The sequence below is a fragment of the Clostridium sp. HCP1S3_C6 genome (assembly GCF_052066735.1).
In the GTDB taxonomy this organism is placed as follows: domain Bacteria; phylum Bacillota; class Clostridia; order Clostridiales; family Clostridiaceae; genus Clostridium.
Genome location: NZ_JBQHRN010000013.1, coordinates 39,273 through 64,623, shown reverse-complemented (window position 1 = coordinate 64,623; position 25,351 = coordinate 39,273). Strand labels below are relative to the sequence as shown.

The window sequence follows — 25,351 nt, the reverse complement described above, 5'->3', positions numbered from 1 at the left end:
CTTATATATAGTATTATCTTTTAAAATAAAATATTACTAAATTAATGAAAAGTACAAAAATTTATATACTTAAATTAAAGTAACATAGTAAAAATAAAGGATTTGAAAGAAAAGTATAGAATACATTATAAGAGGTGATAATATATGAATGTAAGAGAAAAAATTGAGAGTTTTGAAAGATTGACATTAATTAAAGAAGCAATTGCGTCAATGGATTCTCTAGGCAGAATAAAAAGTGAACCTCAAGATAATATAAGAACATGTTTTATGGTAGATAGAGATAGAATAATTCATTCTAAATCTTTTAGCAGATTAAAGCATAAAACTCAAGTTTTTATTAAGGCATTTGGTGATCATTATAAAACTAGATTAACTCATACATTAGAAGTATCCCAAATTGCCAGAACTATAGGTGTAGGAATAGGCTTAAATGAAACATTAATAGAAGCTATTGCATTAGGACATGATATAGGTCATGTAGCATTCGCTCACAATGGGGAAGAAGTTTTAAATAAATTTTTAAAAAACGGATTTAAACATAGTGAACAAAGTGTAAGAGTAGTTACAGTGTTAGAAAAAGAAGGTAAAGGACTCAACCTTACAAAAGAAGTTATTGATGGCATAAAAAATCATAGTGGTTTGTCTAATAATAACTCAAAAACATTAGAAGCAGTAGTTGTTCAATATAGTGATAAAATAGCTTATTTAAATCACGATATAGATGATTCAATAAGAGCAAAGGTACTTAATGAAGAAGATATTCCAAAAGGAATAATAGATATACTTGGAAATAGTCATTCAAAAAGAGTAGATACTTTAGTGTGTGATTTTATTAATACATCTTTAGATAATTTAAACAAAGGAATAGTAAAGGTAGGTTTAAGTGCTGAGATAGAAAAAGCAATGAAAGATTTAAGAAAATTTATGTTTGAAAAAGTTTATCTTTCTCATCATTTAAAAGAAGAACGTAATAAAGCTAAATTTGTTTTAGAAGAGTTAATAGAATATTACATGAATAATATCTATGAAATGCCAAAGCTTTATATAAAAATTGCTCAGAAAGAAGGCAAAGAGAGAGCAGTAGCTGACTATATTGCAGGTATGAGTGATGATTATTGTTTAAGTTTATTTAATAAAATATATGTACCTAAATTAGTTATTTATTAAAAAATATTTTATAAAATTTTAAATATAAGAAGGAATAATGTTAAATATGTCGAATAAAATATAAATTGTTGAAAAATATATAAGGAGGGAGTAACTCCTTGCGTATCTCAGAAGAAATAATTCAAAAGGTCAAAGAAGAAAATGATATAGTTGATGTAATTTCTGAAACTGTTAATTTAAAAAGAAGTGGTAGAAATTATATTGGTTTATGTCCTTTTCACAATGACAAATCTCCATCTTTATCAGTATCACCTGATAAACAAATATATAAATGTTTTTCTTGTGGTGAAGCTGGAAATGTAATAACTTTTGTTATGAAACAAAAAAATTACAATTTTATAGAAGCTATAAAATCATTAGCAGAAAGAGCAAATATTGTACTTCATATTGAAAATTCCAAACAAAGTGCAGTAAGCAAAAAAAAGGATATTCTTTATAAAATAAATGTTGAAGCTGCAAGATATTATTTTAAAAATCTTACAGTTAACAATGTTGCAAAAGAATATTTTTCAAACAGGGGAATTAAAAATTCAACTATTAGGAAATTTGGTCTTGGATATGCTAAAGAAGGATGGACTAATATAATTTATTACTTAAAAAGGCAAGGGTATAACGACAATCAATTAATTGATGCAGGACTTGTAATAAAAAATGAAAATAAGGGTACAATTTATGATAGATTTAGAAATAGAGTTATGTTCCCTGTTTTTGATATTAGAGGAAAGGTTATTGGATTTGGTGGAAGAGTATTTGATGATTCAAAGCCTAAATATTTAAATTCACCAGAAACATTAGTATTTCATAAAGGTGTAAATTTATATGGCTTAAATTTTGCAGTAAAAGATGGAATTAATGATAGAACTTTAATAATTGTTGAGGGATATATGGATTGTATTTCTCTTCATCAATATGGTATTACAAATGCTATAGCATCTCTTGGTACTGCTCTTACTGTAAATCAAGCAAGACTAATAAAGAGGTATGCAGATAAAGTTGTGATTTCTTATGATGCAGATATTGCAGGACAGAAAGCCACACTTAGAGGACTTGATATTTTAAAGGATGCAGGGCTTGATGTTAGGGTACTTTTAATTCCTCAAGGAAAAGATCCTGATGAATTTGTAAGGTTAAATGGTAAAGAAGCATTTTTAAAATTAGTCTATTCAGCAATTTCATTAATTGAATATAGATTAAAGAGAGCTGCAGAAGGCATTGATTTTAATAATAATGAAATGGTAATAAAATATGTAAAAAGAACAGCAGAAATTTTTGCAAATGTTGATTCTGTTGAAAAGGACATATATATAAAAAAGATTGCAGAAGATACGGGTCTTAGGGAACAAAGTATATATGATCTCATAAATAAAGTTAATATATCTAAAGAAAATCAAAATGTGAATAAAAAGGAAGAAAATAGAACAGAATTATATTTAGAACCTGCTTTTTCTAAAGCTGAAAAAGCCATATTAAAATTAATGTTAAATGATGAATATTATAATTTAATAATTAAAAACATAACTGAAGAAGATTTCTTTAGTAAAGCTCATAAAGATATATTTAAATATATAATAGATGCCAAAAATAGAAAAAAATCTAATGTTCCTATGTATGTAGAATCATTATGTGATGATGTAGAAACATCAAAGGAATTTGTAAAAGTTAAAGAAACTCAATTATTAGATACAGACGATGAAGAAAAGCTTATAAATGATTGCATAAATAAAATAAAAAAATATAAATTGTCTCAAAAGCTTGAAAGACTTAAAAAGGAGCAAAAAGAGTTGGAAAGAAAAGGGAAAATAGAAGAATCCATAAAGCTTGCAGTAGAATTAAGCAAAGTAAGTAAAATACTAAAGAATCAAAATATAATTAGTAATTATGACGGAAGGTGGGATGAGTAATATGGCAGAAGAAACTAAGGCAAAAAATAGTAAAAATAGCAAGGATAAATTAGAAAAAAATGCAAAAATGAACATCGTTAAAAATTTAATAGAAAAAGGAAAAAAGAAAGGTTCTATAACATATAAAGAAATATTAGATGAAATTGAAAATGTTGAACTTAGTCCTGAGCAAATTGAAAAAATATACGAAGTTATGGAATCAATGGGTGTAGAAATAATTGGTGCTGGTCGTCATGAAACAAAAGAAGAAGAGGAAGAAATTGATTTATCAGTTCCAGAAGGAATTGCCATAGATGATCCTGTAAGAATGTATTTGAAGGAAATAGGAAAAGTACCATTATTATCATCACAGGAAGAAATTGAACTAGCACAAAAAATAGAAGAAGGAAGCCAATATGCTAAGAAGAAATTAGCAGAGGCAAATTTAAGACTTGTTGTTAGTATTGCTAAAAGATATGTAGGTAGAGGAATGCTTTTCCTTGATTTAATACAAGAAGGTAATTTGGGTCTTATTAAGGCTGTTGAAAAATTTGATTATAGAAAAGGATATAAATTTTCAACATATGCTACATGGTGGATTAGGCAGGCAATTACAAGAGCTATTGCTGACCAAGCTAGAACAATAAGAATACCAGTTCATATGGTTGAAACAATAAATAAGCTTATAAGAGTTCAAAGACAATTGCTTCAGGAATTAGGAAGAGATCCATTTCCAGAAGAAATATCAAAAGTTATGGATTTACCTGTAGAAAAGGTTAGAGAAATTCAAAAGATAGCTCAAGAACCAGTTTCACTTGAAACACCAATAGGTGAAGAAGAAGATAGTCATTTAGGTGATTTTATACCTGATGATGAAGCACCAGCACCAGCAGAGGCAGCAGCATTCACAATGCTTAAGGAACAACTTATAAATGTTTTAGATACACTTACACCTAGAGAAGAAAAAGTTTTAAGACTTAGGTTTGGTTTAGATGATGGAAGGGCTAGAACATTAGAAGAAGTTGGTAAAGAATTTAATGTTACAAGAGAAAGAATAAGACAAATTGAAGCAAAGGCATTAAGAAAACTTAGACATCCTTCAAGAAGTAAAAAGCTTAAGGATTATTTAGATTAAAAAAGGCTCTTAGAGTCTTTTTTTAAGTTAGAAATAAATGGAGGATTATATTTTGGAATTAAGTAAAAGATTAAAATTTATAGCTGATAAAATTGATAAATGCTCTTGTATTGTTGATATAGGAACAGATCATGGTTATATACCTATTTATGCTGTAAAAAATGAAATGTGTAAAAGAGCTATAGCTACTGATATAAATATTGAACCAGTAAAAAAGGCAAAGCTTAATGTAAAGTATGAAAAATTAAATGATAAAATAAGTGTTAGACATGGTGCAGGTCTTACTCCAATTGTTGAGGGAGAAGCTGATGGTGTAGTTATAGCTGGAATTGGTGGAAATCTTATGTGTGATATTTTAAAAAATGATATTAAAAAAGTAAAATCATTTAAATTTATTATACTCCAACCAGCGCAAAATCCAGAGGTTGTTAGAGAATATTTATATAATAATAATTATGAAATAATTGAAGAAGATTTATGTTTAGATGATGGAATAATATATGAACTTTTTAAAGTTAAATATGATAAAAAATCATTAAATTATGATTTTGATAATGTATATTATGAAATTTCGCCTTATATGCTAAAAACAAAAAATCCTTTAATGAAAAAATATCTTCAAGAAAAAATTGAAAAAGATGAAAAAATACTTGGATTTATAAAGGATAATACTGAAAGTGCAAATAAGAGAAAAGAAGAACTTAAAAATAATATAGAACAATATAAAAGGTTTTTAAAGGAGTTTTAATATGACAAGAGTTAAGGATGTTGCTAATTTAATTGAAAATTTTGCACCTAAATTTTTAAAAGAAGATTATGATAATGTTGGATTAATGGTGGGAGATATGGAGAAGTCAGTAAAAAAGGTAATGATATCTCTTGATTGTAAATTAGAAACTATTGAAGAGGCAAAAAGTAAAGATATTGATTTAATAATTACTCATCATCCACTTATTTTTAAAAAACCTTCTAAAATAGTTAAAGGGGACTTACAAGGAGATAAAATAATAAGACTTATAAAAAATAATATAAGTCTTTATTCCTGTCATACAAATCTTGATTCAGCAGAAAACGGAATAAATGAGGCTATAGTAAAGCTTTTAGGATTTAATGAAAGTACTATTATTGAAAAGTCAAAAGTAAAGAATTTTGAAAATGTAGGTATAGGAAGAATTGTTACATTAGATAATGAATTATCTGCATTAGATATTATATCCTTAGTAAAAGATAAATTAAATATTTCTGATTTAAGAGCTGCCACTTCAGATAGAAAAATTAAGAAAATTGCAGTTATAAATGGAAGTGGTCAAGACTTTTTTGAGGAAGCTAAAAATCTTGGAGCAGATTGTATAATTACAGGAGATACAACATACCATTTTGTTTCAGACTATAATGAAATGGGAATTACTATAATAGATGCTGGTCACTTTAATACAGAAAACATAATATTTTTAAATATAATGAAATCTATTTTAGCTAAGTTTGTTGATATTGAAGTTATTCAATCAGAAACTTCAGAAGATGTTTACAAATTTTTTTAATTGGTTATAATTATAATTGAGGGATAATATAATATAATAATATTTCCATGGAGTGATGAAAATTAGTAGAAAAGGTATTTTTCATCAATTTAGAAAGAACTTTTACAAAACTTTTGGAAGAGGTAATGGCTTTTTTCCCAATATACCAATTTTATGTTTGTTTAGTTTGCCAAAGTTATGTATTCTTTGCTTAATATTATTAACGCTTTTAATATGTGGAGTGGGATTATATGGCCTTATTGTGCTAATACTTTTAGTGTTACTTTTTATATTTATTCCTTAAATATGTGGCTTATTAAGAATTTACAAATAAATAAGAAACCTGAGATAATAGGGGAAGGGTTATAGTAATTTGAGATTGCTATAGCCCTTATTTTGTTTGGTTTAACAATTAATTAGTATTAAGCATAAATGTTTTTTATTTGCTAAAGTAATACAAGTATGTGTATAATTATATAAAGAAATTATTAATAATTTATACGGGAGGATAAATGAGTAATTTTATTGAACTAAAAAATGTTGTAAAAGAATATAAAATGGGAGAAGTAACAATAAAAGCAATAGACAATATTGAATTTTCCATTAATGAAGGAGAATTTGTAGTAGTTGTAGGTCCAAGTGGAGCTGGAAAAACTACAGTTTTAAACATACTTGGAGGTATGGATACAGCAACTTCAGGAAATGTATTTATTAATGGAGTAGATATTGCAAAATATAACGAAAAAGAGCTTACAAAGTATAGAAGAGACGAAATAGGATTTGTGTTTCAATTTTACAATTTAGTTCCGAATTTAACAGCTATAGAAAATGTTGAGTTAGCACTTCAAATATGTAAGGAGCCTTTAGATGCAAGAAAGGTATTAGAAGAAGTAGGACTTGAAGATAGAATGTACAATTTTCCAGCTCAATTATCAGGAGGAGAACAGCAAAGAGTATCAATAGCTAGAGCTTTAGCTAAAAATCCGGAGTTACTTTTATGTGATGAACCTACAGGGGCTCTTGACTATAATACTGGTAAATCAATTCTTAAATTACTTCAGGATACATCAAGAAAGAAAAAAATGACTGTAATAGTTATAACTCATAATCTAGCTATTGCACCAATGGCAGATAGAGTTATAAAAATAAAGAATGGTAAGGTTGATAATATAATTACTAATGAAAATCCAATGCCAGTAGAAAATATCGAATGGTAGGTGGATTAATTATGAAAAAGAAAGCACTTAAAAAAGATTTTTTTATGGAAATAAAGAGTACCTATAACAGATTTTTGTCAATATTAATTATTGTAGCCCTTGGTACAGCTTTTTTTTGTGGTATAAGAGTTACAAAAGATGATATGCTTTTAACAGCAGATAAGTATTATGATGATGGAAATCTTTTAGATATAAGACTTACATCTTTATTGGGTTTTACAGAGGATGATATAAATAAAATAAAAAATATTCATGAAGTAAAAGATGTAGAAGGTGCATTTTCTAAAGACCTTATGTGCAGCTTAAATGATGGAAGTGAAATTGTTGTAAATACTACAGAAATATCAGATTCTATAAATAATATAAAAATAACAGAAGGTAGAATGCCTAAAGGTAAAAATGAATGTGTTGTAGATAGTAAGCTTATACAAACTAAAAATTTAAAAATTGGAGATAAAATATCTTTAAGATCAGGAATTGATTATGAAAATATTGAAGATATTTTATATCAAAAGGAAATGGAGATTGTTGGATTTGCTATTTCTCCTAATTATTTATCATTAGATAGAGGAGATAGTCAAATTGGAAGTGGTACAGTAAGTGCATTTGTACTTTTAGAAAAGGGAAGCTTTAAGGGAAACATAAGTAGTTCAGTTAAAGAAACTTTAGGTATACCAAGGGAAGGATTAATTAGTAATTCTAAATTTTATAGTGATATTTATATAACTGTAAACGGAGCCAAGGATTTATTAACATATACAGATGAATATGATGAAAAAATAGATAAAGTTAAAGATGAAATCAAAAAAGTATTGGAAAATAATTCTAATTATTATATTATTACAAGAAATGAAATGAAAACATATGTTGAGTATAAACAGGATGCAGATAGAATCGATGCCATAGGAAAGGTATTTCCAGTAATATTTTTCTTAGTTGCAGCCCTTATAAGTCTTACAACTATGACAAGAATGGTTGAAGAGGAAAGAACTCAAATAGGAACACTTAAAGCTTTAGGATATGGCAAATTTAGTATATGTTTAAAGTTTATATTATATGCATTTATTGCTACTATAACAGGAGGAATAATTGGATCTATTATAGGTCAGAAAATACTTCCAGGTGTAATAATAGATGCATATAGGGCCTTGTATGAGAATCTTCCTTCTGCCGTAATAAGCATAAAATTAAATTATGTAGTTATTGCTACTATTATTTCAATATTATGCACAACATTAGCTGCTTTTTCAGCTTGCTATAAAGAATTATTATCATGTCCAGCTGAGCTTATGAGACCTGTTGCACCTAAAAATGGTAAAAGAGTTTTTTTAGAAAGGGTGACTTTTATATGGAATAAATTAAAATTTACCCAAAAATCTACAATAAGAAATTTAATGAGGTATAAAAAGAGATTCTTTATGACAGTATTTGGAATAGCCGGTTGTATGGCTCTTATGCTAGTTGGTTTTGGATTAAAGGATAGTATATATTTTATTGGAGAAAATCAATATACTAATATATTTACATATGATATGAATATTGATTTAAGAGATACATTAACAGAAGAAGAAAAGGACTATGTATATAATTCAATAAAGGAAGATTACAGAGTAGATAATGTATGTAAATTTAGAGAAAAGACTTTTGAAATTGAAAAAGATGATATTACTAAAAATGCTATTATAATGGTATGTGAAGATAAAGACAATATTTCAGATTTTTTTACATTTAAAGATAGAAAAACTAAGGAAAAATACACATTAAATGATAGTGGAGTAATAATTACAGAAAAATTAGCAAAAATGTTAAATGTTAAAAAAGGTGATGATATATATATAAAAGTAAGTGATGAAAAAATTGTACCTTTAAAAATACAGGAGGTTTCTGAAAATTATCTTTTACATTATATATTTATGTCAAAAGAATATTATGAAAAAGCCTTTGATGAGGATTTTAAAGTAAATGAATTGTACATAAAGGATAACTGTAAGGATAATGAAGATTCATTAAAGGAAGACATTATGAAAAATAAAGCTGTATCAAGTTGTTCTACTGCAAAAATATCTTCTGATAAAATGAATGAAACAATGGACAGATTAAATGTAATAGTATATGTACTTATTATTTCATCAGGACTTTTAGCTTTTGTTGTATTGTATAATTTAAATAATATAAATATAACAGAAAGAAAGAGAGAACTTGCAACCATAAAGGTTTTAGGTTTTTATAATAATGAACTTGCACAATATATATATAGAGAAAATGTTATTTTAACTATTTTAGGTACAGCATTTGGAGCATTATTTGGATTTTTTCTTCATAAATATGTTCTTGCAACAGCTGAAATTGATATGATGATGTTTGGACGAATAATAAAATTAAAAAGCTATATATTTAGTGCATTGCTTACAATAGGCTTTTCTGTTCTTGTAAATATTGTGACTTATTTTAAACTTAAAAAAATAAATATGGTTGAATCTCTAAAGAGTATTGAATAATTTGTAACATTTTGTATATGGATTTCATAAGGTATAGTAAATTATTAATTAGGTGAGAAAAAAGAATGTACAGGCATAAAATGAAGAAAGTAAAGTGCTATGCAAGATCATATGTAGAATTACAAGTTTATGAAAATTTGTATACAGTAAAAGATGCTATAAAGTGTGGTACGATATTTAAAGATTTATATAGTCCTTATAAAAAAATCTCAAAATCTGAAATTAATTGTATGCAGGTGAAGTGTGATGAATAAGAAAGATTTATTAGATGCTATTAGAGAGTATGAATTTTATGCAGTAGAGCTTAATTTATATCTAGACAATTTTCCAGATAATGTTGAGGCCAAGTCAGATTATAAGATAATTTCATCAAAACTTTGCAATTTAATTTCAGAATATGAAAAGAAATATGGAACACTCATTAATTTTGGAATGAGCATGGATAATTTTAGTGATAATACTTCATGGACTGAAACATCATGGCCATGGGAAAGACAATAATAAATTAATTAAAATTAGGAGTGAAATTAATGTGGTGTTATGTTAAAACTTTACAATATCCCATAAATTTAAAAAGCCATGATGTAAAAATGGCAAAATATTTAATATCTCAATATGGAGGTCCTGATGGAGAACTTTCAGCTTCCCTTAGATATCTTAATCAAAGATATACAATGCCAAATGGAAAAACAAAAGGTCTTTTAAATGATATTGGGACTGAAGAACTAGCACATGTTGAAATGATAGCTACTATGGTTTATCAATTAACAGAAAATGCTAGTGTAAAAGAATTAGAAGAAGCTGGTCTTGGAGATAGATATACAGATCATAGAAAGGCACTTTTTTATACAGATGCGGGAAATTATCCATGGACTGCAACTTATATACAAGCAAAAGGAGATCCTATTGCAGACCTTACAGAAGATATGGATGCAGAGCAAAAAGCAAGGTCAACTTATGAAAATCTTATAAACTTAACAGACGATGTAGAAATAAAAGAAATATTAAAATATTTAAGAGAAAGAGAAGTTGTGCATTTTCAAAGATTTGGAGAGGCACTTACAAGTATTCAGGATTGTATAAAATGTTAAAGATATAATTTTAAGGTGGGGTTATATTTACTCCGCCTTAAAATTTTTTATTAAAAGTAGGCTTAATTTTTAGCTACTTATTTAAGCTGTTTACTAAAATAGCCTTTAGGAATATAACCTTTTTTTAATCCTTCTATAATAAGAAGATATGTTGCAGTAGTATCATATCTAGCATCGTGATAATTGCCACTTCCACTAAATAATTCATTAGCTTTTTTTGTAATTTGTTCATCAGTTATTTTTAAGAAATTAACCACCTCTTCAAGCTTAGGGTTTTTAATTTCACCAGGAAGACCATTAGCTTTTGGAATTTTGCAAATGTTTATATAATATCTCATAGTGCAAAATTTATTTTTTGGATTATACTCAATCCCAAGACCTTCTAGTTCATGTTTTAAAAATCTTATATCAAAATTAACATTATGACCTATTACAAAATCAGCTTCTTCAAAATCCTTCAAAAATTCTTCAACTAAATCTTCAAAATACATTCCACCAGAAAGTTCATATAATTTTTCCATAGAAAATCCATGTACAGCTTCGGCAGATGGATCCATTTCATCTACTGCAAAGAAAATATTTTTACCAGTTGTCTTTTGTGGTTTTGATGATGCATCTATTGTTATATAACTAAGCTGACATATTTGGCCTGGTTTTATGCTTGTTGTTTCTGTATCAAAGATTAATAATTTCATTTTTATGCCTCCTTAAATGTATCAAAAATAATTTTATTACATAAATAAATAATTTTTGAACATACTAAGTATATCATATTTTGTGAAAATGAAGAATAAAAAAGGATGTGTGTCCATTGATACAAGAAAGAAAACGAAAAATTACTATAGTTGGAGCTGGTTTTGTAGGAGCCACAGTAGCATATGCAATTATGAATAGTGGCATTGCAACAGAAATCTGTATAAATGATATAGATCAAAATAAGGCACTAGGTGAAGTTATGGATTTAGTACATGGTACTTCTTTTGTAAGGCCTGTAAATATATATGCAGGAACAATTAATGAAACTAAAAATTCAGATATTATAATTATTACAGCAGGGGCAGGGCAAAAGGAAGGAGAAACAAGACTTGATTTAATAGATAAAAATTATAAAATATTAAAAAGTTTTGTTAAGGATTTAGCTGATCTTAGTAAGGATGCAATATTTCTTGTAGTATCAAATCCTGTAGATATACTTACGTACATAACATATAAACTTTCTGGTTTTCCAAAGGAAAGGGTAATAGGTTCAGGTACAGTTTTAGACACATCAAGGTATAAATATATTACTGGTAAATATTTCAATATTAATAATAATAACATTCATGGATATGTTATGGGAGAACATGGCGATAGTGAATTTATATGCTTTAGTAAAGGAAGAATAGGTTCAGAAACTTTCTATAATTATGCTAAAAGTCAAAATCTTGAATGGAATAAGGAGATAGAGCATGTAATAGAAAGTGATGTTAAGAATGCAGCATATGAAATAATTGAAAGAAAAAAAGCTACATATTATGCAATAGGTCTTGCTGTAAATAGAATAGTTGAAACTATTTTAAGAGATGAAAATTCTATATTAACAGTATCATCCTTGCTTCAAGGTCAGTATGGTATTAATGACGTATATTTATCTGTACCTACCATAGTTAATAGAAATGGTGCTTCAAAGGTTTTAGAAGTGGAATTATTTGAAAATGAAAAAAATAAACTTGTTGAATCAAGTGATATTATAAAAAAACATTTAAAAAATTGTAACTTATAGGTGATTTTGAGTAATACTTTCTGTATAATATAAATATGTGCAAGTTATATATTTATTATTTAGGAGGTAACAAAATTGAATATAGAGGGGTTAATTGTTCCAGAAGGATATAAAAGTCAAGGAACATTAAAGGAAACAGCTAAGAATATAAAGGAATTAAAAGATTTTTTTCAAAATAATTTGTCTAAGTCTTTAAATTTAACTAGAGTATCTGCACCATTATTTGTTAAGGCTAGTACAGGATTAAATGATAATTTAAATGGTGTTGAAAGACCAGTAAGCTTTGATATAAAAACAATTAAAGGAGAAAATATTGAAATAGTTCATTCATTAGCTAAATGGAAAAGAATGAGTTTAAAAAGATATGGATTTAATGTAGGAGAAGGCTTATATACAGATATGAATGCAATTAGAAGAGATGAAGATCTAGATAATTTACATTCAGTATATGTTGATCAATGGGATTGGGAAAAAGTAATAAAAAAAGAAGACAGAACAGAAGAAACATTAAAAGATACAGTTAGAAAAATATATGAAGTATTTAAGAAAACTGAAAAATTTGCCTGTGAAAACATAACAAATGCAAAGCCTATTTTACCAGAGGATATATTTTTTATTACAACACAAGAACTAGAGGATAAATATCCAAATCTTACACCAAAAGAAAGAGAAAATGAAATAGCAAAAGAAAAGAAAGCTGTATTTATTATGAAAATAGGTGATTTACTAAAATCAGGTCAAAAGCATGATGGTCGTGCACCAGATTATGATGATTGGGCATTAAATGGCGATATAATATTTTGGAATGAAATATTAGGTATAGCATTTGAATTATCTTCAATGGGAATAAGAGTAGATGAAGAGTCTTTAAAAAATCAACTTGAAAAAGCTAATTGTACAGATAGAGTAAATTTACCATTTCATAAAGCTTTATTAAATGGTGAGCTTCCTTATACTATAGGTGGCGGAATTGGTCAATCAAGAATATGTATGTATTTTATGAGAAAAGCGCATATTGGTGAAGTTCAAGCGTCAGTTTGGGATGAAAAAAATACTAGAATATGCAGTGAAAACAATATAAAATTATTATAAAATAAAAAATATGGTTCTATGGTTAATTTTTAATCATAGAACCACACTTTTTATTTAAAGGTTATTTCACCACTAAGAACATTTTTTATATTTCCATTAGAATCTTTTATTATAAGTTCTAAATCTTCATTTACACCAACACATGTAACAGGTTCTTTTCCTCTTACTGTTACGTGATAAGCTTTTTTATTTATGAGCATAGAATATTTTTTTGATATACTATATACCTCAGATAAATCAAGAGTATTAATATATGATTTGTATAGTGGTTCAAAGTTATTAAAGAAGTTTGCAAGAAATTTATTTCTGTTAATAGGTGCATTTTGAATTATTCTAATAGAAGTAGCTGTATCTTTTACTTCATCAGAAAAATCATCATTGTTTAAATTGGCATTTATACCAATACCTACCACTAAATAATTAATATGATCCATGTCACATTTCATTTCTGTTAATATTCCACAAAGTTTTTTACCATTTACATAAATATCATTAGGCCATTTAATAAATGCATTTATATTCATAGAATTAAGAGTTTTTATAAGTGCAGCAGCGCATATAATTGTTATTTTTGATGCTAAGTATGGTTCTATATTTGGTTTTAATATAATTGAAAACCAAATTCCACCAGCAGGTGAAGTCCAAGCTCTCTTGAAACGTCCAACGCCTCCTTCTTGAATTTCTGAAATAATAACTGATCCATCATTTAATGATGAGGCATTTTCTTTTGCAGTTAAATTTGTTGATTGTAAACTTTTATAATATTTTATGTTTTTTGCTATGAAGTTTGTTTTTAAATATTTATTTATTTCAAATATAGATATAATATCAGGAGTTGATATTAATTTATAGCCTTTTTTGGAGATACCATCAATTTCATAGCCATCTTCCTTTAAGGTTTTTATATGTTTCCATACAGAAGCTCTAGTAACTCCTAATGTTTGACTTATTTTTTCCCCAGATATGTAATCATCACTTTCACTTAATAATTTTAGTATTTTTTCTTTCATATTATCACCTTTTAATTATAATATAATATTATATCACATAAAAAAGCTGCTATTATTGATATTTTGAATAAAAAAATATATAATATAAAAGTATATTGATATTTTAGACTAGATATTAAATTAATTTAAATAAGAAAGGAACAATATGATGAAAAAGGTAAAGAGAAGTGATGGTCGCAAGAAATTTAGTGTCAAGTTACTTATTGGATTTATTTTATTTGAACTTGTTTTTACGACAATAACTACACCAATGGTATTGCTGTATGGACCTTTTGAGAAATCAAAAAAAATGTTTTTAGGAACAGCCATAGGTTCAATGCATTATCAGTGGCTAGCAACTACATTTATGTCTCAGGAAAAAATTGATGAAATATTAGGAACAAATATACAGGAAACTGAGGGAGTAATAGAAGAGCAGGATACTTCTCTTGTTGATATTCCAGTAGTAAAGGATGATACTATACAGCAAGCCACAGTTACAGGAGAACATTATTATGGTCATGTACTTATTATTAATGAACCTACAAGAGTAAAGGTTGGAGTATCTTCTAAAATAGGTACTGAAGGTGAAACTACATCACAAATTGCAATAAATAATAATGCTGTTGCAGCAATAAATGGTGGAGCCTTTGCAAGTGATCCAGATCAAGCAGAATGGACACAAAATGGTGGTATTCCAACAGGAATATTAATATCAGAAGGAAAACTTATACATAATGATAAAGGCGAGGATGAAAAAACAGATATTGCTGGTATAACTGCAAATGGACTTTTAGTTGCAGGTAAATATTCCTATAGCGAATTAAAAGAAATGAATGTTGTTGATGCATTAAGTTTTGGGCCAGTACTTATACAAAATGGTAAAAAGGTTGCTATACCAGAAACAGGAACTTCACCTAGAACATTAATTGGTCAAAGGGCAAATGGTTCCATAGTTTTAGTAGTTCTTGATTCTAAAGATGAAAATAGAGTTTCTGCAACTCTTTCTGAAGCTCAGGAAGTAATGGCACAACTTGATTGTATAACAGCAACTAATTTAGATGGCGGAAAATCTACTACAATGTATTATAATGGAGAAGTTATTAATAATCCTTCATTTGCATTAGGTGAAAGAACTATTTTATCAGGATTTATAGTTAAATAAAAGTGAGGTTACTAAATGAAGACATTTATTAAGGTGATAATATGGGCATTATTGTCTATAATGATGCAAGCAGGAGTGTTTTTGTTTTTAGATAAGGTTTATTTTAAGGAAACAACTAATGTGCAAGTACAAGAAGTTGCACAACCTTCTGTAAAAAGTAAGGATATTGATGTAAGTATTCCAACAACTGCAGAAAACATATTAGCATCATCAGATGCAAAATATATATCTTATAGTGATGGGGGAAATTTAAAAGTAATTGATGTTTCAACTTCACAAATTAAAGATATTAATCCAAGTGAGGGTGCAGAAATATTATTTAGTACATGGGTACCTAAAAATAATATTATTCTTATGGCTGAAAAGCGTTATGACAAGCAATCAGGGGATTATGGAATATACTTAACTACATATAATGTAAAAAATGATATGAGAAATGATATAAGAAAAGATGGAGAAAATGCAAAGCAAATATGTGCATATTATGAAGGAACTAAAGTTAATAATATTGTATCATCCCATCAAACAGGAGTTACATATGTATGTGTTACTAGAGATGGTGGTAAAACTTCTATTTATAGAATAGATACTAATTCTAATGTTACTAATATTGGAAATAAAGTTTCATCAATTGAGCAAATGCAAGCTTATCAGCATTTAGATATCTTAATATATAAAGATGCAGTAAGTGGAACAATTTATAAATATAACAATGATAATTTGGATAAAATTAATACAAGTATATATCCAAATGGTGTTGCAATTATAGGATTAACAAACAGTAATTTAATGGTTTTAGGTGTATATGATCAAAATAAAAAGATAGTATCTGTTGTAGAAGGAAAATATGATACAGACATATCTACATGGGCTAAAATAGATCTAGAAAAGCCTAAAGAAATTAGAGACATATATGTAAATGAGAAAGATCAAATAGTAGTAAATGATAGTTTGGCAGGTAAAGTAAAAAATCTTTCTACTAATAACTATGTATCTTATGAAGGAAAACTTGTATGTTTAACTAATAATATTGTAATAAGTAATGATGGTGGTAAAATTTATTTGAAAAGTGTAAAAGATGTTGATTAGAAATTATTTTATATCTTTAGCATGAAACGCAAGTAAATATAGATTTTGTTAAGAATTGATGATATAATATTGACTTTGATAATATATATCATCAATTCTTTTTATTTATAAAATTAGGAGGAAAAATTTTTTATGAGACTTAGAAAAAAGTGGTGGGCAAGACCAGAACTAGAGGAAAGTAAATTTTTTATAAAAGAACCTAGAGAATTAAAAGGTAAATGGAATGAGGAATTTAAAAATAACAATCCAATATATTTAGAACTTGGTTGTGGTAGAGGTGGCTTTTTAGCCCAAAATTGCGTAAAAAATAAAGATGTAAATCATGTAGCAGTAGATTTAAAGGACGAAGTTCTTGTATATGCCCTTAGAAAATTGCAAGAAACTGAAATGACTAATGGAAGAATTGTGGCGTTAAATATAAATTTTATTTCTGAAATTTTTGATAAGGATGAAATAAGTAAAATATATATAAATTTTTGCAACCCTTGGCCAAAGGATAGACATAATAAGAGAAGACTTACACATACAAGATTTTTAAAGCAATATAAAAATTTTTTAAAGCCTAATTCAGAAATATGGTTTAAAACAGATGATACAGATTTGTTTAATGATTCTAAGGAATATTTTGAAAGTGAAGGATTTGAACTTAAATTTGTTACATATGACCTTCATAAAAGTGATTTTAAAGAAAATTTAATGACAGAATATGAGACTAAATTTACTAGTCTTGGAATGAAAACAATGTTTTTAATTGCTAAGTTAAAATAGTATTATTATGGATTTATTAAATGATATTTCTTGTGAAATAGCAAGAATAATCAATTGCAATAATAATGTTACTACTAATATAAAAAAATATATAGAAATGCCTAATGATACTAATAGAGGAGATTATGTATTTCAAGCCTTTAAAGTATCTAAAATACTTAATATTTCACCTAAAATAATTGCATTAAAAATTCAAAAACATTGTAGTTTATCTTTCGTTAAACACATAGAGGTAATTGATTCTTATGTTAATTTTTATATAAATGAACATGTATATATAGAATATTCTTTAAAGAAAATTATTAGGGGAAATGCTAAAGGTTATAAAATTATTAATTTAAGTAACAACCATTATTCTAATATTATAAAAGAGGAAATTATTTTATTTTTGCAAAATAAGAATATTGTTTTTTTTGAAAATAATTGTATGTGTGTTAGTTTGAAAAAATATAATTATTCGCCATTTATTTTAATAAAGGATGGTAATATTACAGATGAAGCTATAATACTTTTTAAAGTTATTTGTTATATAAGAAAGTTTGAAAAAAACGTATGTGTTTGTATTTACAATGAAGATGAACATTGCATGTATGAAAAAATTTCTCTTGTAATAAAAATTATAAATGAGAAATACATGAATAAGTTTTTATTTATAAGTAATTTTGAAATAAAAGTTATAGGTGTAGATAAACTGAAACATATAATTAATACTATTTATAAAGGTCATAATTTTATTGAAAAAAAAGAAAAATGCATTTTAAAGAAAAGTAGCTATAGTGTATATAATGAAGTTAAATTGTTAAATAAATTTAATAATTTGTTAAATGAGTCAATAAGTAAAGATAATATATCATTACTTTATAAATATATTATATCTATATGTGATAATCTTAATGAAGTACTAAATTTTACAAATTTGGATAAAGATATAATGATATTTGTTAAGGGTTCGTTAAATATATTAGAGAATAGTTTATTATTTTTTGGAATAGATGTATCATTATTATATAAATTATAGAATATGGAGGGGAAATATGAGATTTAAGAAGAGCATAAAATATTTTGATGTTTTAATAATTGCACTTATATGTATAGTAGCCTATAAAATAATTGAAAATTATTTATTCTTTTTTGATATATGTAAGTCAGTGGTGTCGGTTATATCACCATTTATATATGCATTTGTATTTGCATATGCACTAAATCCAATAATGAAATTATTTGAAAGAAAATTTAAATTGAAAAGGTCTATTGCAATTTTATTTACATATCTTTTGATATTTATAATTATTGGATTAATTTGTGTGTTTTTAATTCCAAGTATGTTTGATAGTATAGTATCACTTATAAGCCATATTCCAGATTATGTGGATATAGTTCAGGGTTGGATAACTAATATTCTTCAAAATGATAAAATATATGAAGTTATAAATAAAACTGGAATTGAAGATAGCATTTATAATTTTACTGGCAAACTAGGAAATATATTAATGGATTTGTTAGAAGGATCTATAAATTCTATAGTTGGAATAACAACTAATATTATAAAAATTGGATTTGGATTTTTAATATCAATTTACCTTTTATATGATAAGGAAAAGATATGTGAGGGATTAAAAACTTTATTTTTTATAATATTAAAAGAAAAAAGAGCATCAAATATTATTAAATGGTTAAAAACATATAATGATATGATTGGAAAATATATAGGAATTAAGGCAATAGATTCAACTATAATTGGTATAATGGCTTTAATTGGTTTGTTAATTATTGGTGCTCCCTATGCAATTATTATTGCTTTAGTTGTTGGAGTTACAAATATGATACCTTATTTTGGTCCACTTTTAGGTGAAATTGTTGGATTTGTAGTTGGAATTTTTGCATCACCAACTATAGCTATTGCTACTCTTGTATTTTTACTTGCACTTCAACAATTTGATGCATGGTTTTTAGATCCTAAATTAATAGGTAAAAAAGTAGGAGTTCAACCATACTTAATAATAATAGCTGTTACTATAGGTGGAGGATTTTTTGGAATTATAGGTATGCTTTTAGCATCACCAACTATTGCTACAATAAAGCTATGTTATGATGGTGCAATAAAATCATATTTATCTAATCATAAAGAATTAAAAACCGCTATTTCAAATGAAACAGAAGGTTTTTCTGAAGAAGAAATAGAAGATACTGAAAAAACAGATAATTAAGAGTTTTTTAATTTTATAAGGTGGGGCTTTTTTGTCCCACCTTATAAATTTGTTAGTTAATAAAAATAGCAGTGCACCATTCATTTGTTTGATATTTTTCACATAATTTTAAATTATTGTTTTCAATGAAGTTTTTCACTTTGTCAAAGCTCCATTCTACAAGACCTGAAACAAGGACTCTTCCATTTTCTTTTAAATGGTCTTTTATAAAATCTATAAACATTTCAGTTTCGAGTCCTCCTATATTTATAAATATCCAATCAAATTTTTCCTTTATTTCAATGTCTTTAGTTAGGATATTACCAACTAATACATTTATATTATTTAGATTATTTAAAGAAGCATTAAGCATTACTTCATCTTCTACATCTCTAATATCAACTGCTGTAACATTAGAAGCATTTTTTATGGCAGCTGCAATTGATAATATGCCTGAACCAGTTCCAATATCAAGTATAGATTTATTAGAAAAATCCTTTTCTAATATTATTTTTAAAAGATCCTGAGTTGTTTCATGAAGTCCTGTTCCAAAGGCACCTTGAGATATAAAATTTATTTTCTTTTTTCCTTCTGGAATCTCATCATCTGGAGATGCAAGTACCCAATTATCATCTATGTTTATAGCTGGAATACTAAAATCATCATAAGTTTCATTTTCTTCATAAATATTAAAACATTTTGTACCTATAAGTGGCTGAATCTTATTGTTAAATTCCTTTAAGCTTTCAAATTCACCATTATAGGCAACTTTAAGAGTAGTAGGTTCATCCTCTTTTTCTATGTAACCATATCCATTTTCATCTGTAGTTATTTCTAATGGACTTTCATAAAAAACATCATATATATCATTAATTTGTAATTTTTCAATAACTCCATCAACATCTTTAAGTGGTAGGCTGTAGCACAATATAAACATAAAAAAATCTCCTTTTTATTTGATAATATTAATTTATAGTTTATAATTTAAATTGTCAAATAAAATTATAAATTGGAGGAATTTTCATGAAAGAAATAGTTATATTAGAAACAGGAACATTGGGAAATTTAAAATATAATTTGCTTGATAAATTTGGAAGTGTTACTTATTATGAAAATACCAAAAGAAGTGAAACTAAAGAAAGAATAAAAAATGCTAATATAATTATTACCAATAAAGTTGTTCTAGATGAGGAAGTATTGAAAGATGCTAAAAATGTTGAACTTATTTGTGAAGCAGCCACAGGATATAATAACATTGATATAGAATATGCAAAAAAGAGAAATATAGCAGTAACAAATGTAGCAGGATATTCTACACAAACTGTAGCTCAACATACATTTGCACTTCTTCTTCATTTATATGATGAAATATCTTATTTTGATAATTATGTAAAGAGCATGGATTATTCAAGGTCAGGCAATTTCACAAATATAACAAGGCCATATAATGATATTGATGGAAAGGTGTGGGGAATAGTAGGTCTTGGTGCAATAGGAAAAAAAGTAGCTCAAATAGCAGAAGCCTTTGGAGCAAAGGTTATTTATTATTCTACATCAGGTAAAAATAATAATGATAAATATAAAAGGGTATCATTAGATGAACTTTTAGAAAAGAGTGATATTATTTCAATACATGCACCATTAAATGGTAATACACAAGGATTATTTAATTATGATAATTTATGTAAAATGAAAAAAAGTTCTGTTTTAATTAATGTTGGAAGAGGTCCTATAGTAGTAGATGAAGATTTAGCTAAGGCTATTGATAATAATATTATAAAAGGTGCAGCATTAGACGTATTTACTGTAGAGCCATTAAGTGAAGAAAATCCTCTACTTAAAGTTAAAAATAAGAATAAACTAGTTTTAACTCCTCATGTGGCGTGGGCAAGTGTAGAGGCGAGAGAAAGATTATTTAATGATTTAGTAGATAATATAAAATGTTTTTATAATGGACAATCAAAAAATAGAATATGTTAAGTTAATTAAATAAAGATGTTTGTAAAAGGAAAAAACTCACAGAAAAAAATTCTGTGAGTTTTTTTAAAAGTTTAAATAATTGTAAACAATTATTAATTCAAGGAAAATCCTAATGGGTGTTTTGTACTAGAAAAGGATATTGATTGCACTGGAAAAGAGTTTACACCAATAAGTGAATTCTCAGGACATTTTGATGGTAACAATCATAAGATATTTAATTTAACTATTACTGGTTCTAGTAAAGTAGGATTTTTTAGTTCAGTATGTAATGGAACTATTACTAATTTTGGTATTGAAAATGTAAAGGTAACTGCAACTGGTCAAGATATAGGCATATTAATTGGTAATGCAAATGCTACTACAATTAGTAATTGTTATGTAACAGGAAGTATATCAGGATGGAATGATAGTAATGTAGCTTCTCTTAAAGCTAATGCTTCTGTAAGTGATGGTGGAACACTATCATATCAATGGTATAAAAATAAAATAAATAGTACAGAAAATGGTGAGGCAATAGAGGGAGCAACAGAACCTTCTTATGTACCTGATGTAACTATTCCAGGAACATATTACTATTATGTTGAAGTAACAAATACAAATGTAAAAACTAATTTTGATAATAGTAATAATGTAATTTCAAATAATAACAATTCAGTAAATAATACAAAGAGTAATGAAAATGTTCAAAATAATACTTATAATGCTGCTTCAAAAGAAACAGGAAATGGAATTCCATTTGGACTATTTATTTTAAATGCTGCAAGTATTGCGATAGTAGCCGCTGCTGTTTCAAGGGCAGTAAGAGGAAAAAATAAATTAACAAAAAAGTAATAATAATTTATAAATAAAAAAAGAAATTATTGACATAAAAAAAACAATATAATATAATTAATGGTAATCGAATATATAAATGCAATGATTGAGAGAAGTAGGAAGAAAAATGTCTTTAAGAGAGCAGTTAATTTGCTGGGATAACTGTAGATAATTACTTTTGAACTAGCTCATGAGCAGTAAGCTTGAAATAGTAGTAGAGTTTATCGGTTTTATAATCGTTATTTTAATTAAGTATTAGTTTTGGATGGTACCGCGTAATAGCTCCAATTAGGAGTTATTACGCTTTTTGTTTTCATAAGTATTGGTGTGTGAAAGATTTAAATAACTTAATTAATTCTTAATTATAAAAAATTATTTAAGGGGGTTTTTTTAAGGTGTTAAATTATAAGAAGTATAAAAGATTTGAAACAGTATCACTAAAAGAAAGAACATGGCCAAATAAGCAAATAACTAAGGCTCCAATATGGTGCTCAGTAGATTTAAGAGATGGTAATCAAGCACTTATTAATCCTATGACTGTAGATGAAAAACTTGAAATGTTTAATTTATTAATAGAACTTGGTTTTAAGGAAATTGAAATAGGATTTCCATCAGCATCACAAATTGAATATGATTTTCTAAGAAAATTAATAGATGAAAATAGAATACCAGAAGATGTAACGGTTCAGGTATTAACACAAGCAAGACCTCATTTAATAAAAAGAACATTTGAGTGTCTTAAAGGATTAAAAAAGGCAATTGTTCATATATATAATTCAACTTCAATACTTCAAAGAGATGTTGTTTTTAATATGAATAAAGATGAAATAAAAAAGATAGCAGTAGATGGAACAAAACTTGTAAAAGAATATGCAAAGGACTTTGATGGCGAAGTTTTACTTGAATATTCTCCTGAAAGCTTTACAGGTACAGAAATGGATTATGCTGTTGAAATATGTGACGCAGTACTTGATGCATGGGGTGCTACTAAGGATAATAAGGTTATAATAAATCTTCCATCAACAGTTGAAATGGATACTCCAAATGTATTTGCTGATCAAATTGAATGGTGTTCTAATCATTTTAAGGATAGGGAAAGAATAATTTTAAGTATACATCCTCATAATGATAGAGGTACTGGAGTTGCTGCAGCAGAACTTGGATTACTTGCAGGAGCTGATAGAGTTGAAGGAACATTATTTGGAAATGGCGAAAGAACAGGAAATGTTGATGTATTAAATGTTGCATATAATATGTTTGTACAAGGTGTAAATCCGGAATTAGATATTGAAAATATAGAAAAAATTATTGATGTATATGAAAGATGTTGTAAAATGCCAATTGACGATAGACATCCTTATGCTGGTAAGTTAGTATTTACTGCTTTTTCAGGTTCACACCAAGATGCTATTAATAAAGGAATGGCAAAATATAATGAACGTCATGATAACTATTGGGAAGTACCATATTTACCTGTAGATCCAAGAGACTTAGGAAGGGAATATGAAGCCCTTGTAAGAATAAATAGTCAATCTGGAAAAGGTGGTATTGCCTTTGTAATGGAAAGATATTTTGGATATAAGATGCCAAAAGCTATGCATAAAGAATTTGCTGATGTAATTCAGAAAATATCAGAAAAACAAGGGGAAGTTGCGCCTAAAACAATAATGGCTAAATTTGAGGAAGAATATTTAAATAATGTAGGACCATTTAAGTTCTTAAAGTGTAGTGTGACAGATCTTGATAATGATAATCCTAAAGAAGATACAAAGATTCTTGTAAGATTTGAATATAAGGGTGAAGAAAAGTTATTAGAAGGAAAAGGAAATGGACCTATTGATTCATTAAAGAAAGCTCTTTCAAATGCTAACATTGTTGATACAAGTATTATAGATTATACAGAGCACTCATTAGGAAAAGGTTCAGAAGCTATGGCTGCATCATATGTTCAAATGAAGAGAAATGATAATGGTAAAGAAACTTTTGGCGTTGGTGTTAATAGCAATATAACAGTTGCATCATTTAAAGCAATATTTAGTGCATTAAATAGATTATATAAATAATAAAAAAACGTAGCCAATATATTTTTAAGGGCTACGTTTTTTATAATATTTTTTTAATGTTTACTGCTTGAATTTTGCGAATTATCATTTCCGTAAGAACTATAACCATTAGAAAAAGGATCTGAATCATCATTTCCGTAAGAGCCATAACCATTAGAAAAAGGATTTGAATTACTATTTCCATAAGATCCATAATTTCCGTTATAAAAAGAATTATTTCTACTATTTGAATTTATATTAGATGAATCTACAATTTTATAAGTTTTTATAAAATTAATTACTGGAATAAAGGTAATTACAATAATTAATATACATAAAGTAGGTTTGTAATTTATTTTACCTGTATTGTTTGTAAACAAATCAAATATTTTATGCATGTTCATTCCAATGTGAATTGCAATAAGAATAAGTGATATTGTTATAAATGCAGAATGAATTGCTGTAAAAAATGTTACATTAAATAATGAATTTGTATATAATTTTCTTAAAATAATACTAGGCACAAGTTTATATTTAATTATTGATGTAGCAGCAAGTATAAGTAAGCTTATAGCTAGGCAAGTGTTTACTACATATGTTATTTTATTGTGTACATTATTGTAATAAGAATTATAATCATTTATAGGTATTTTTTTCATAAATAAATTGTCTTTATGTAAGATAATATGAATGATGGTTAGTATAAAAATGGCAATTCCTAATATTTTATTAATGGTAGGATTTGAAAAATTCATTGTAAACAACCCTAGTGTAAGTAGTATTAAAATAGAGTCTAAAGTAATTTTTATAAATTTGTTGTTCTTCATAATAAAGACACTTCCTTAATATATTTTGTGTATTGTATAAACATTAATTTATTTAATAATACAATATAAAACTTAAAAAGAACTTAAAAGGTAATAATAGTAATTAATTCATATATATTTTAATACTTAA

At 26.6% G+C, this 25,351-nt stretch carries 23 protein-coding genes and 1 other annotated feature; of the genes, 19 read left to right on the top strand and 4 right to left on the bottom strand.

The genetic code is table 11. From position 1 onward, the window contains the following. Positions 1-144 precede the first annotated feature (144 nt). From ACTNAO_RS06780 to ACTNAO_RS06735, 10 genes are all read left to right on the top strand, one after another. On the top strand, positions 145-1,167 hold the full coding sequence (locus ACTNAO_RS06780) for a deoxyguanosinetriphosphate triphosphohydrolase (RefSeq protein WP_441027608.1): 1,023 nt from the start codon (positions 145-147) through the stop codon (positions 1,165-1,167). Positions 1,168-1,265: 98 nt separating this feature from the next. After that, complete coding sequence (dnaG, locus tag ACTNAO_RS06775) at positions 1,266-3,068, top strand: DNA primase (RefSeq protein WP_441027609.1); 1,803 nt, start codon at positions 1,266-1,268, stop codon at positions 3,066-3,068. Further along, positions 3,046-4,182, top strand: a complete 1,137-nt coding sequence (gene rpoD, locus ACTNAO_RS06770; protein ID WP_441027610.1) for an RNA polymerase sigma factor RpoD — start codon at positions 3,046-3,048, stop codon at positions 4,180-4,182. The genes dnaG and rpoD overlap by 23 nt, the downstream gene beginning before the upstream one ends. Positions 4,183-4,234: 52 nt before the next feature. After that, positions 4,235-4,930: a tRNA (adenine(22)-N(1))-methyltransferase gene (locus tag ACTNAO_RS06765; RefSeq protein WP_441027611.1), complete on the top strand. Its 696-nt coding sequence runs from the start codon at positions 4,235-4,237 to the stop codon at positions 4,928-4,930. Position 4,931: 1 nt separating this feature from the next. Then, entirely contained in the window at positions 4,932-5,723 is a 792-nt protein-coding gene (locus ACTNAO_RS06760) for a Nif3-like dinuclear metal center hexameric protein (protein WP_441027612.1), read from the top strand. Between the two features lie 491 nt (positions 5,724-6,214). After that, positions 6,215-6,919, top strand: a complete 705-nt coding sequence (locus ACTNAO_RS06755; protein WP_441027613.1) for an ABC transporter ATP-binding protein — start codon at positions 6,215-6,217, stop codon at positions 6,917-6,919. A gap of 11 nt (positions 6,920-6,930) precedes the next feature. Continuing rightward, complete coding sequence (locus ACTNAO_RS06750; RefSeq protein ID WP_441027614.1) at positions 6,931-9,417, top strand: ABC transporter permease; 2,487 nt, start codon at positions 6,931-6,933, stop codon at positions 9,415-9,417. 80 nt (positions 9,418-9,497) lie between these two features. Beyond that, positions 9,498-9,671, top strand: coding sequence for a spore coat associated protein CotJA (locus ACTNAO_RS06745; protein ID WP_441027615.1), 174 nt, complete (start codon positions 9,498-9,500; stop codon positions 9,669-9,671). Beyond that, positions 9,664-9,918 (top strand): spore coat protein CotJB, encoded by a 255-nt coding sequence (locus ACTNAO_RS06740; protein WP_441027616.1) that lies wholly within the window; start codon positions 9,664-9,666, stop codon positions 9,916-9,918. Before ACTNAO_RS06745 ends, ACTNAO_RS06740 begins: the two co-directional genes overlap by 8 nt. Before the next feature lie 29 nt (positions 9,919-9,947). Next, the gene (locus ACTNAO_RS06735) at positions 9,948-10,508 is read left to right on the top strand and encodes a manganese catalase family protein (protein ID WP_441027617.1); all 561 of its coding nucleotides are present in this window, start codon (positions 9,948-9,950) and stop codon (positions 10,506-10,508) included. A gap of 77 nt (positions 10,509-10,585) precedes the next feature. Here the strand turns inward: ACTNAO_RS06735 and ACTNAO_RS06730 are convergent, their stop codons facing one another. Continuing rightward, entirely contained in the window at positions 10,586-11,203 is a 618-nt protein-coding gene (locus ACTNAO_RS06730) for a 3'-5' exonuclease (protein ID WP_441027618.1), read from the bottom strand. Between the two features lie 119 nt (positions 11,204-11,322). Between ACTNAO_RS06730 and ACTNAO_RS06725 the strand changes: the two genes are divergently transcribed. Together ACTNAO_RS06725 and asnA are read left to right on the top strand one after the other, a co-directional pair. Next, complete coding sequence (locus ACTNAO_RS06725; protein ID WP_441027651.1) at positions 11,323-12,270, top strand: L-lactate dehydrogenase; 948 nt, start codon at positions 11,323-11,325, stop codon at positions 12,268-12,270. Positions 12,271-12,345: 75 nt separating this feature from the next. Continuing rightward, positions 12,346-13,362, top strand: a complete 1,017-nt coding sequence (gene asnA, locus ACTNAO_RS06720) for an aspartate--ammonia ligase (protein ID WP_441027619.1) — start codon at positions 12,346-12,348, stop codon at positions 13,360-13,362. Between the two features lie 50 nt (positions 13,363-13,412). Here asnA and ACTNAO_RS06715 read toward each other — a convergent pair whose 3' ends face one another. Continuing rightward, positions 13,413-14,372 carry a biotin--[acetyl-CoA-carboxylase] ligase gene (locus ACTNAO_RS06715; protein ID WP_441027620.1) on the bottom strand — a complete coding sequence of 320 codons (960 nt, stop codon included), beginning with the start codon at positions 14,370-14,372 and terminating at the stop codon, positions 13,413-13,415. 145 nt (positions 14,373-14,517) lie between these two features. On the opposite strand from ACTNAO_RS06715, the gene ACTNAO_RS06710 reads away from it, so the two are divergent. The 5 genes from ACTNAO_RS06710 (at position 14,518) to ACTNAO_RS06690 (ending at position 19,580) form a co-directional block, all read left to right on the top strand. Further along, complete coding sequence (locus ACTNAO_RS06710) at positions 14,518-15,516, top strand: phosphodiester glycosidase family protein (RefSeq protein WP_441027621.1); 999 nt, start codon at positions 14,518-14,520, stop codon at positions 15,514-15,516. Between the two features lie 15 nt (positions 15,517-15,531). Next, positions 15,532-16,605, top strand: coding sequence for a hypothetical protein (locus ACTNAO_RS06705; RefSeq protein ID WP_441027622.1), 1,074 nt, complete (start codon positions 15,532-15,534; stop codon positions 16,603-16,605). A 132-nt stretch (positions 16,606-16,737) separates the two neighbouring features. Continuing rightward, positions 16,738-17,373: a tRNA (guanosine(46)-N7)-methyltransferase TrmB gene (trmB, locus tag ACTNAO_RS06700; protein ID WP_441027623.1), complete on the top strand. Its 636-nt coding sequence runs from the start codon at positions 16,738-16,740 to the stop codon at positions 17,371-17,373. A 7-nt stretch (positions 17,374-17,380) separates the two neighbouring features. Continuing rightward, the gene (locus ACTNAO_RS06695; RefSeq protein WP_441027624.1) at positions 17,381-18,391 is read left to right on the top strand and encodes a hypothetical protein; all 1,011 of its coding nucleotides are present in this window, start codon (positions 17,381-17,383) and stop codon (positions 18,389-18,391) included. Between the two features lie 16 nt (positions 18,392-18,407). Further along, positions 18,408-19,580 carry an AI-2E family transporter gene (locus tag ACTNAO_RS06690; protein WP_441027625.1) on the top strand — a complete coding sequence of 391 codons (1,173 nt, stop codon included), beginning with the start codon at positions 18,408-18,410 and terminating at the stop codon, positions 19,578-19,580. Between the two features lie 52 nt (positions 19,581-19,632). Here ACTNAO_RS06690 and ACTNAO_RS06685 read toward each other — a convergent pair whose 3' ends face one another. Continuing rightward, a complete protein-coding gene (locus ACTNAO_RS06685) occupies positions 19,633-20,496 on the bottom strand; it encodes a 50S ribosomal protein L11 methyltransferase (RefSeq protein WP_441027626.1) in 864 nt (287 codons plus the stop codon). 86 nt (positions 20,497-20,582) lie between these two features. Between ACTNAO_RS06685 and ACTNAO_RS06680 the strand changes: the two genes are divergently transcribed. Both ACTNAO_RS06680 and leuA read left to right on the top strand, forming a co-directional pair. After that, on the top strand, positions 20,583-21,539 hold the full coding sequence (locus tag ACTNAO_RS06680; protein WP_441027627.1) for a D-2-hydroxyacid dehydrogenase: 957 nt from the start codon (positions 20,583-20,585) through the stop codon (positions 21,537-21,539). Between the two features lie 906 nt (positions 21,540-22,445). After that, positions 22,446-22,642, top strand: a binding site (T-box leader). A gap of 105 nt (positions 22,643-22,747) precedes the next feature. Beyond that, complete coding sequence (leuA, locus tag ACTNAO_RS06675; protein ID WP_441027628.1) at positions 22,748-24,415, top strand: 2-isopropylmalate synthase; 1,668 nt, start codon at positions 22,748-22,750, stop codon at positions 24,413-24,415. A gap of 53 nt (positions 24,416-24,468) precedes the next feature. Here the strand turns inward: leuA and ACTNAO_RS06670 are convergent, their stop codons facing one another. Then, positions 24,469-25,221: a DUF4405 domain-containing protein gene (locus tag ACTNAO_RS06670; protein WP_441027629.1), complete on the bottom strand. Its 753-nt coding sequence runs from the start codon at positions 25,219-25,221 to the stop codon at positions 24,469-24,471. Between the last annotated feature and the right edge of the window lie 130 nt (positions 25,222-25,351).

Coding starts and splice junctions, on each gene's coding strand:
- ACTNAO_RS06780 (WP_441027608.1), top strand. CDS start 145: ATGAATGTAAGAGAAAAAATTGAGAGTTTTGAAAGATTGACATTAATT.
- rpoD (WP_441027610.1), top strand. CDS start 3,046: ATGACGGAAGGTGGGATGAGTAATATGGCAGAAGAAACTAAGGCAAAA.
- ACTNAO_RS06760 (WP_441027612.1), top strand. CDS start 4,932: ATGACAAGAGTTAAGGATGTTGCTAATTTAATTGAAAATTTTGCACCT.
- ACTNAO_RS06755 (WP_441027613.1), top strand. CDS start 6,215: ATGAGTAATTTTATTGAACTAAAAAATGTTGTAAAAGAATATAAAATG.
- ACTNAO_RS06750 (WP_441027614.1), top strand. CDS start 6,931: ATGAAAAAGAAAGCACTTAAAAAAGATTTTTTTATGGAAATAAAGAGT.
- ACTNAO_RS06745 (WP_441027615.1), top strand. CDS start 9,498: ATGAAGAAAGTAAAGTGCTATGCAAGATCATATGTAGAATTACAAGTT.
- ACTNAO_RS06740 (WP_441027616.1), top strand. CDS start 9,664: ATGAATAAGAAAGATTTATTAGATGCTATTAGAGAGTATGAATTTTAT.
- ACTNAO_RS06735 (WP_441027617.1), top strand. CDS start 9,948: ATGTGGTGTTATGTTAAAACTTTACAATATCCCATAAATTTAAAAAGC.
- ACTNAO_RS06730 (WP_441027618.1), bottom strand. CDS start 11,203: ATGAAATTATTAATCTTTGATACAGAAACAACAAGCATAAAACCAGGC.
- ACTNAO_RS06715 (WP_441027620.1), bottom strand. CDS start 14,372: ATGAAAGAAAAAATACTAAAATTATTAAGTGAAAGTGATGATTACATA.
- ACTNAO_RS06710 (WP_441027621.1), top strand. CDS start 14,518: ATGATGAAAAAGGTAAAGAGAAGTGATGGTCGCAAGAAATTTAGTGTC.
- ACTNAO_RS06705 (WP_441027622.1), top strand. CDS start 15,532: ATGAAGACATTTATTAAGGTGATAATATGGGCATTATTGTCTATAATG.
- trmB (WP_441027623.1), top strand. CDS start 16,738: ATGAGACTTAGAAAAAAGTGGTGGGCAAGACCAGAACTAGAGGAAAGT.
- ACTNAO_RS06695 (WP_441027624.1), top strand. CDS start 17,381: ATGGATTTATTAAATGATATTTCTTGTGAAATAGCAAGAATAATCAAT.
- ACTNAO_RS06690 (WP_441027625.1), top strand. CDS start 18,408: ATGAGATTTAAGAAGAGCATAAAATATTTTGATGTTTTAATAATTGCA.
- ACTNAO_RS06685 (WP_441027626.1), bottom strand. CDS start 20,496: ATGTTTATATTGTGCTACAGCCTACCACTTAAAGATGTTGATGGAGTT.
- ACTNAO_RS06680 (WP_441027627.1), top strand. CDS start 20,583: ATGAAAGAAATAGTTATATTAGAAACAGGAACATTGGGAAATTTAAAA.
- ACTNAO_RS06670 (WP_441027629.1), bottom strand. CDS start 25,221: ATGAAGAACAACAAATTTATAAAAATTACTTTAGACTCTATTTTAATA.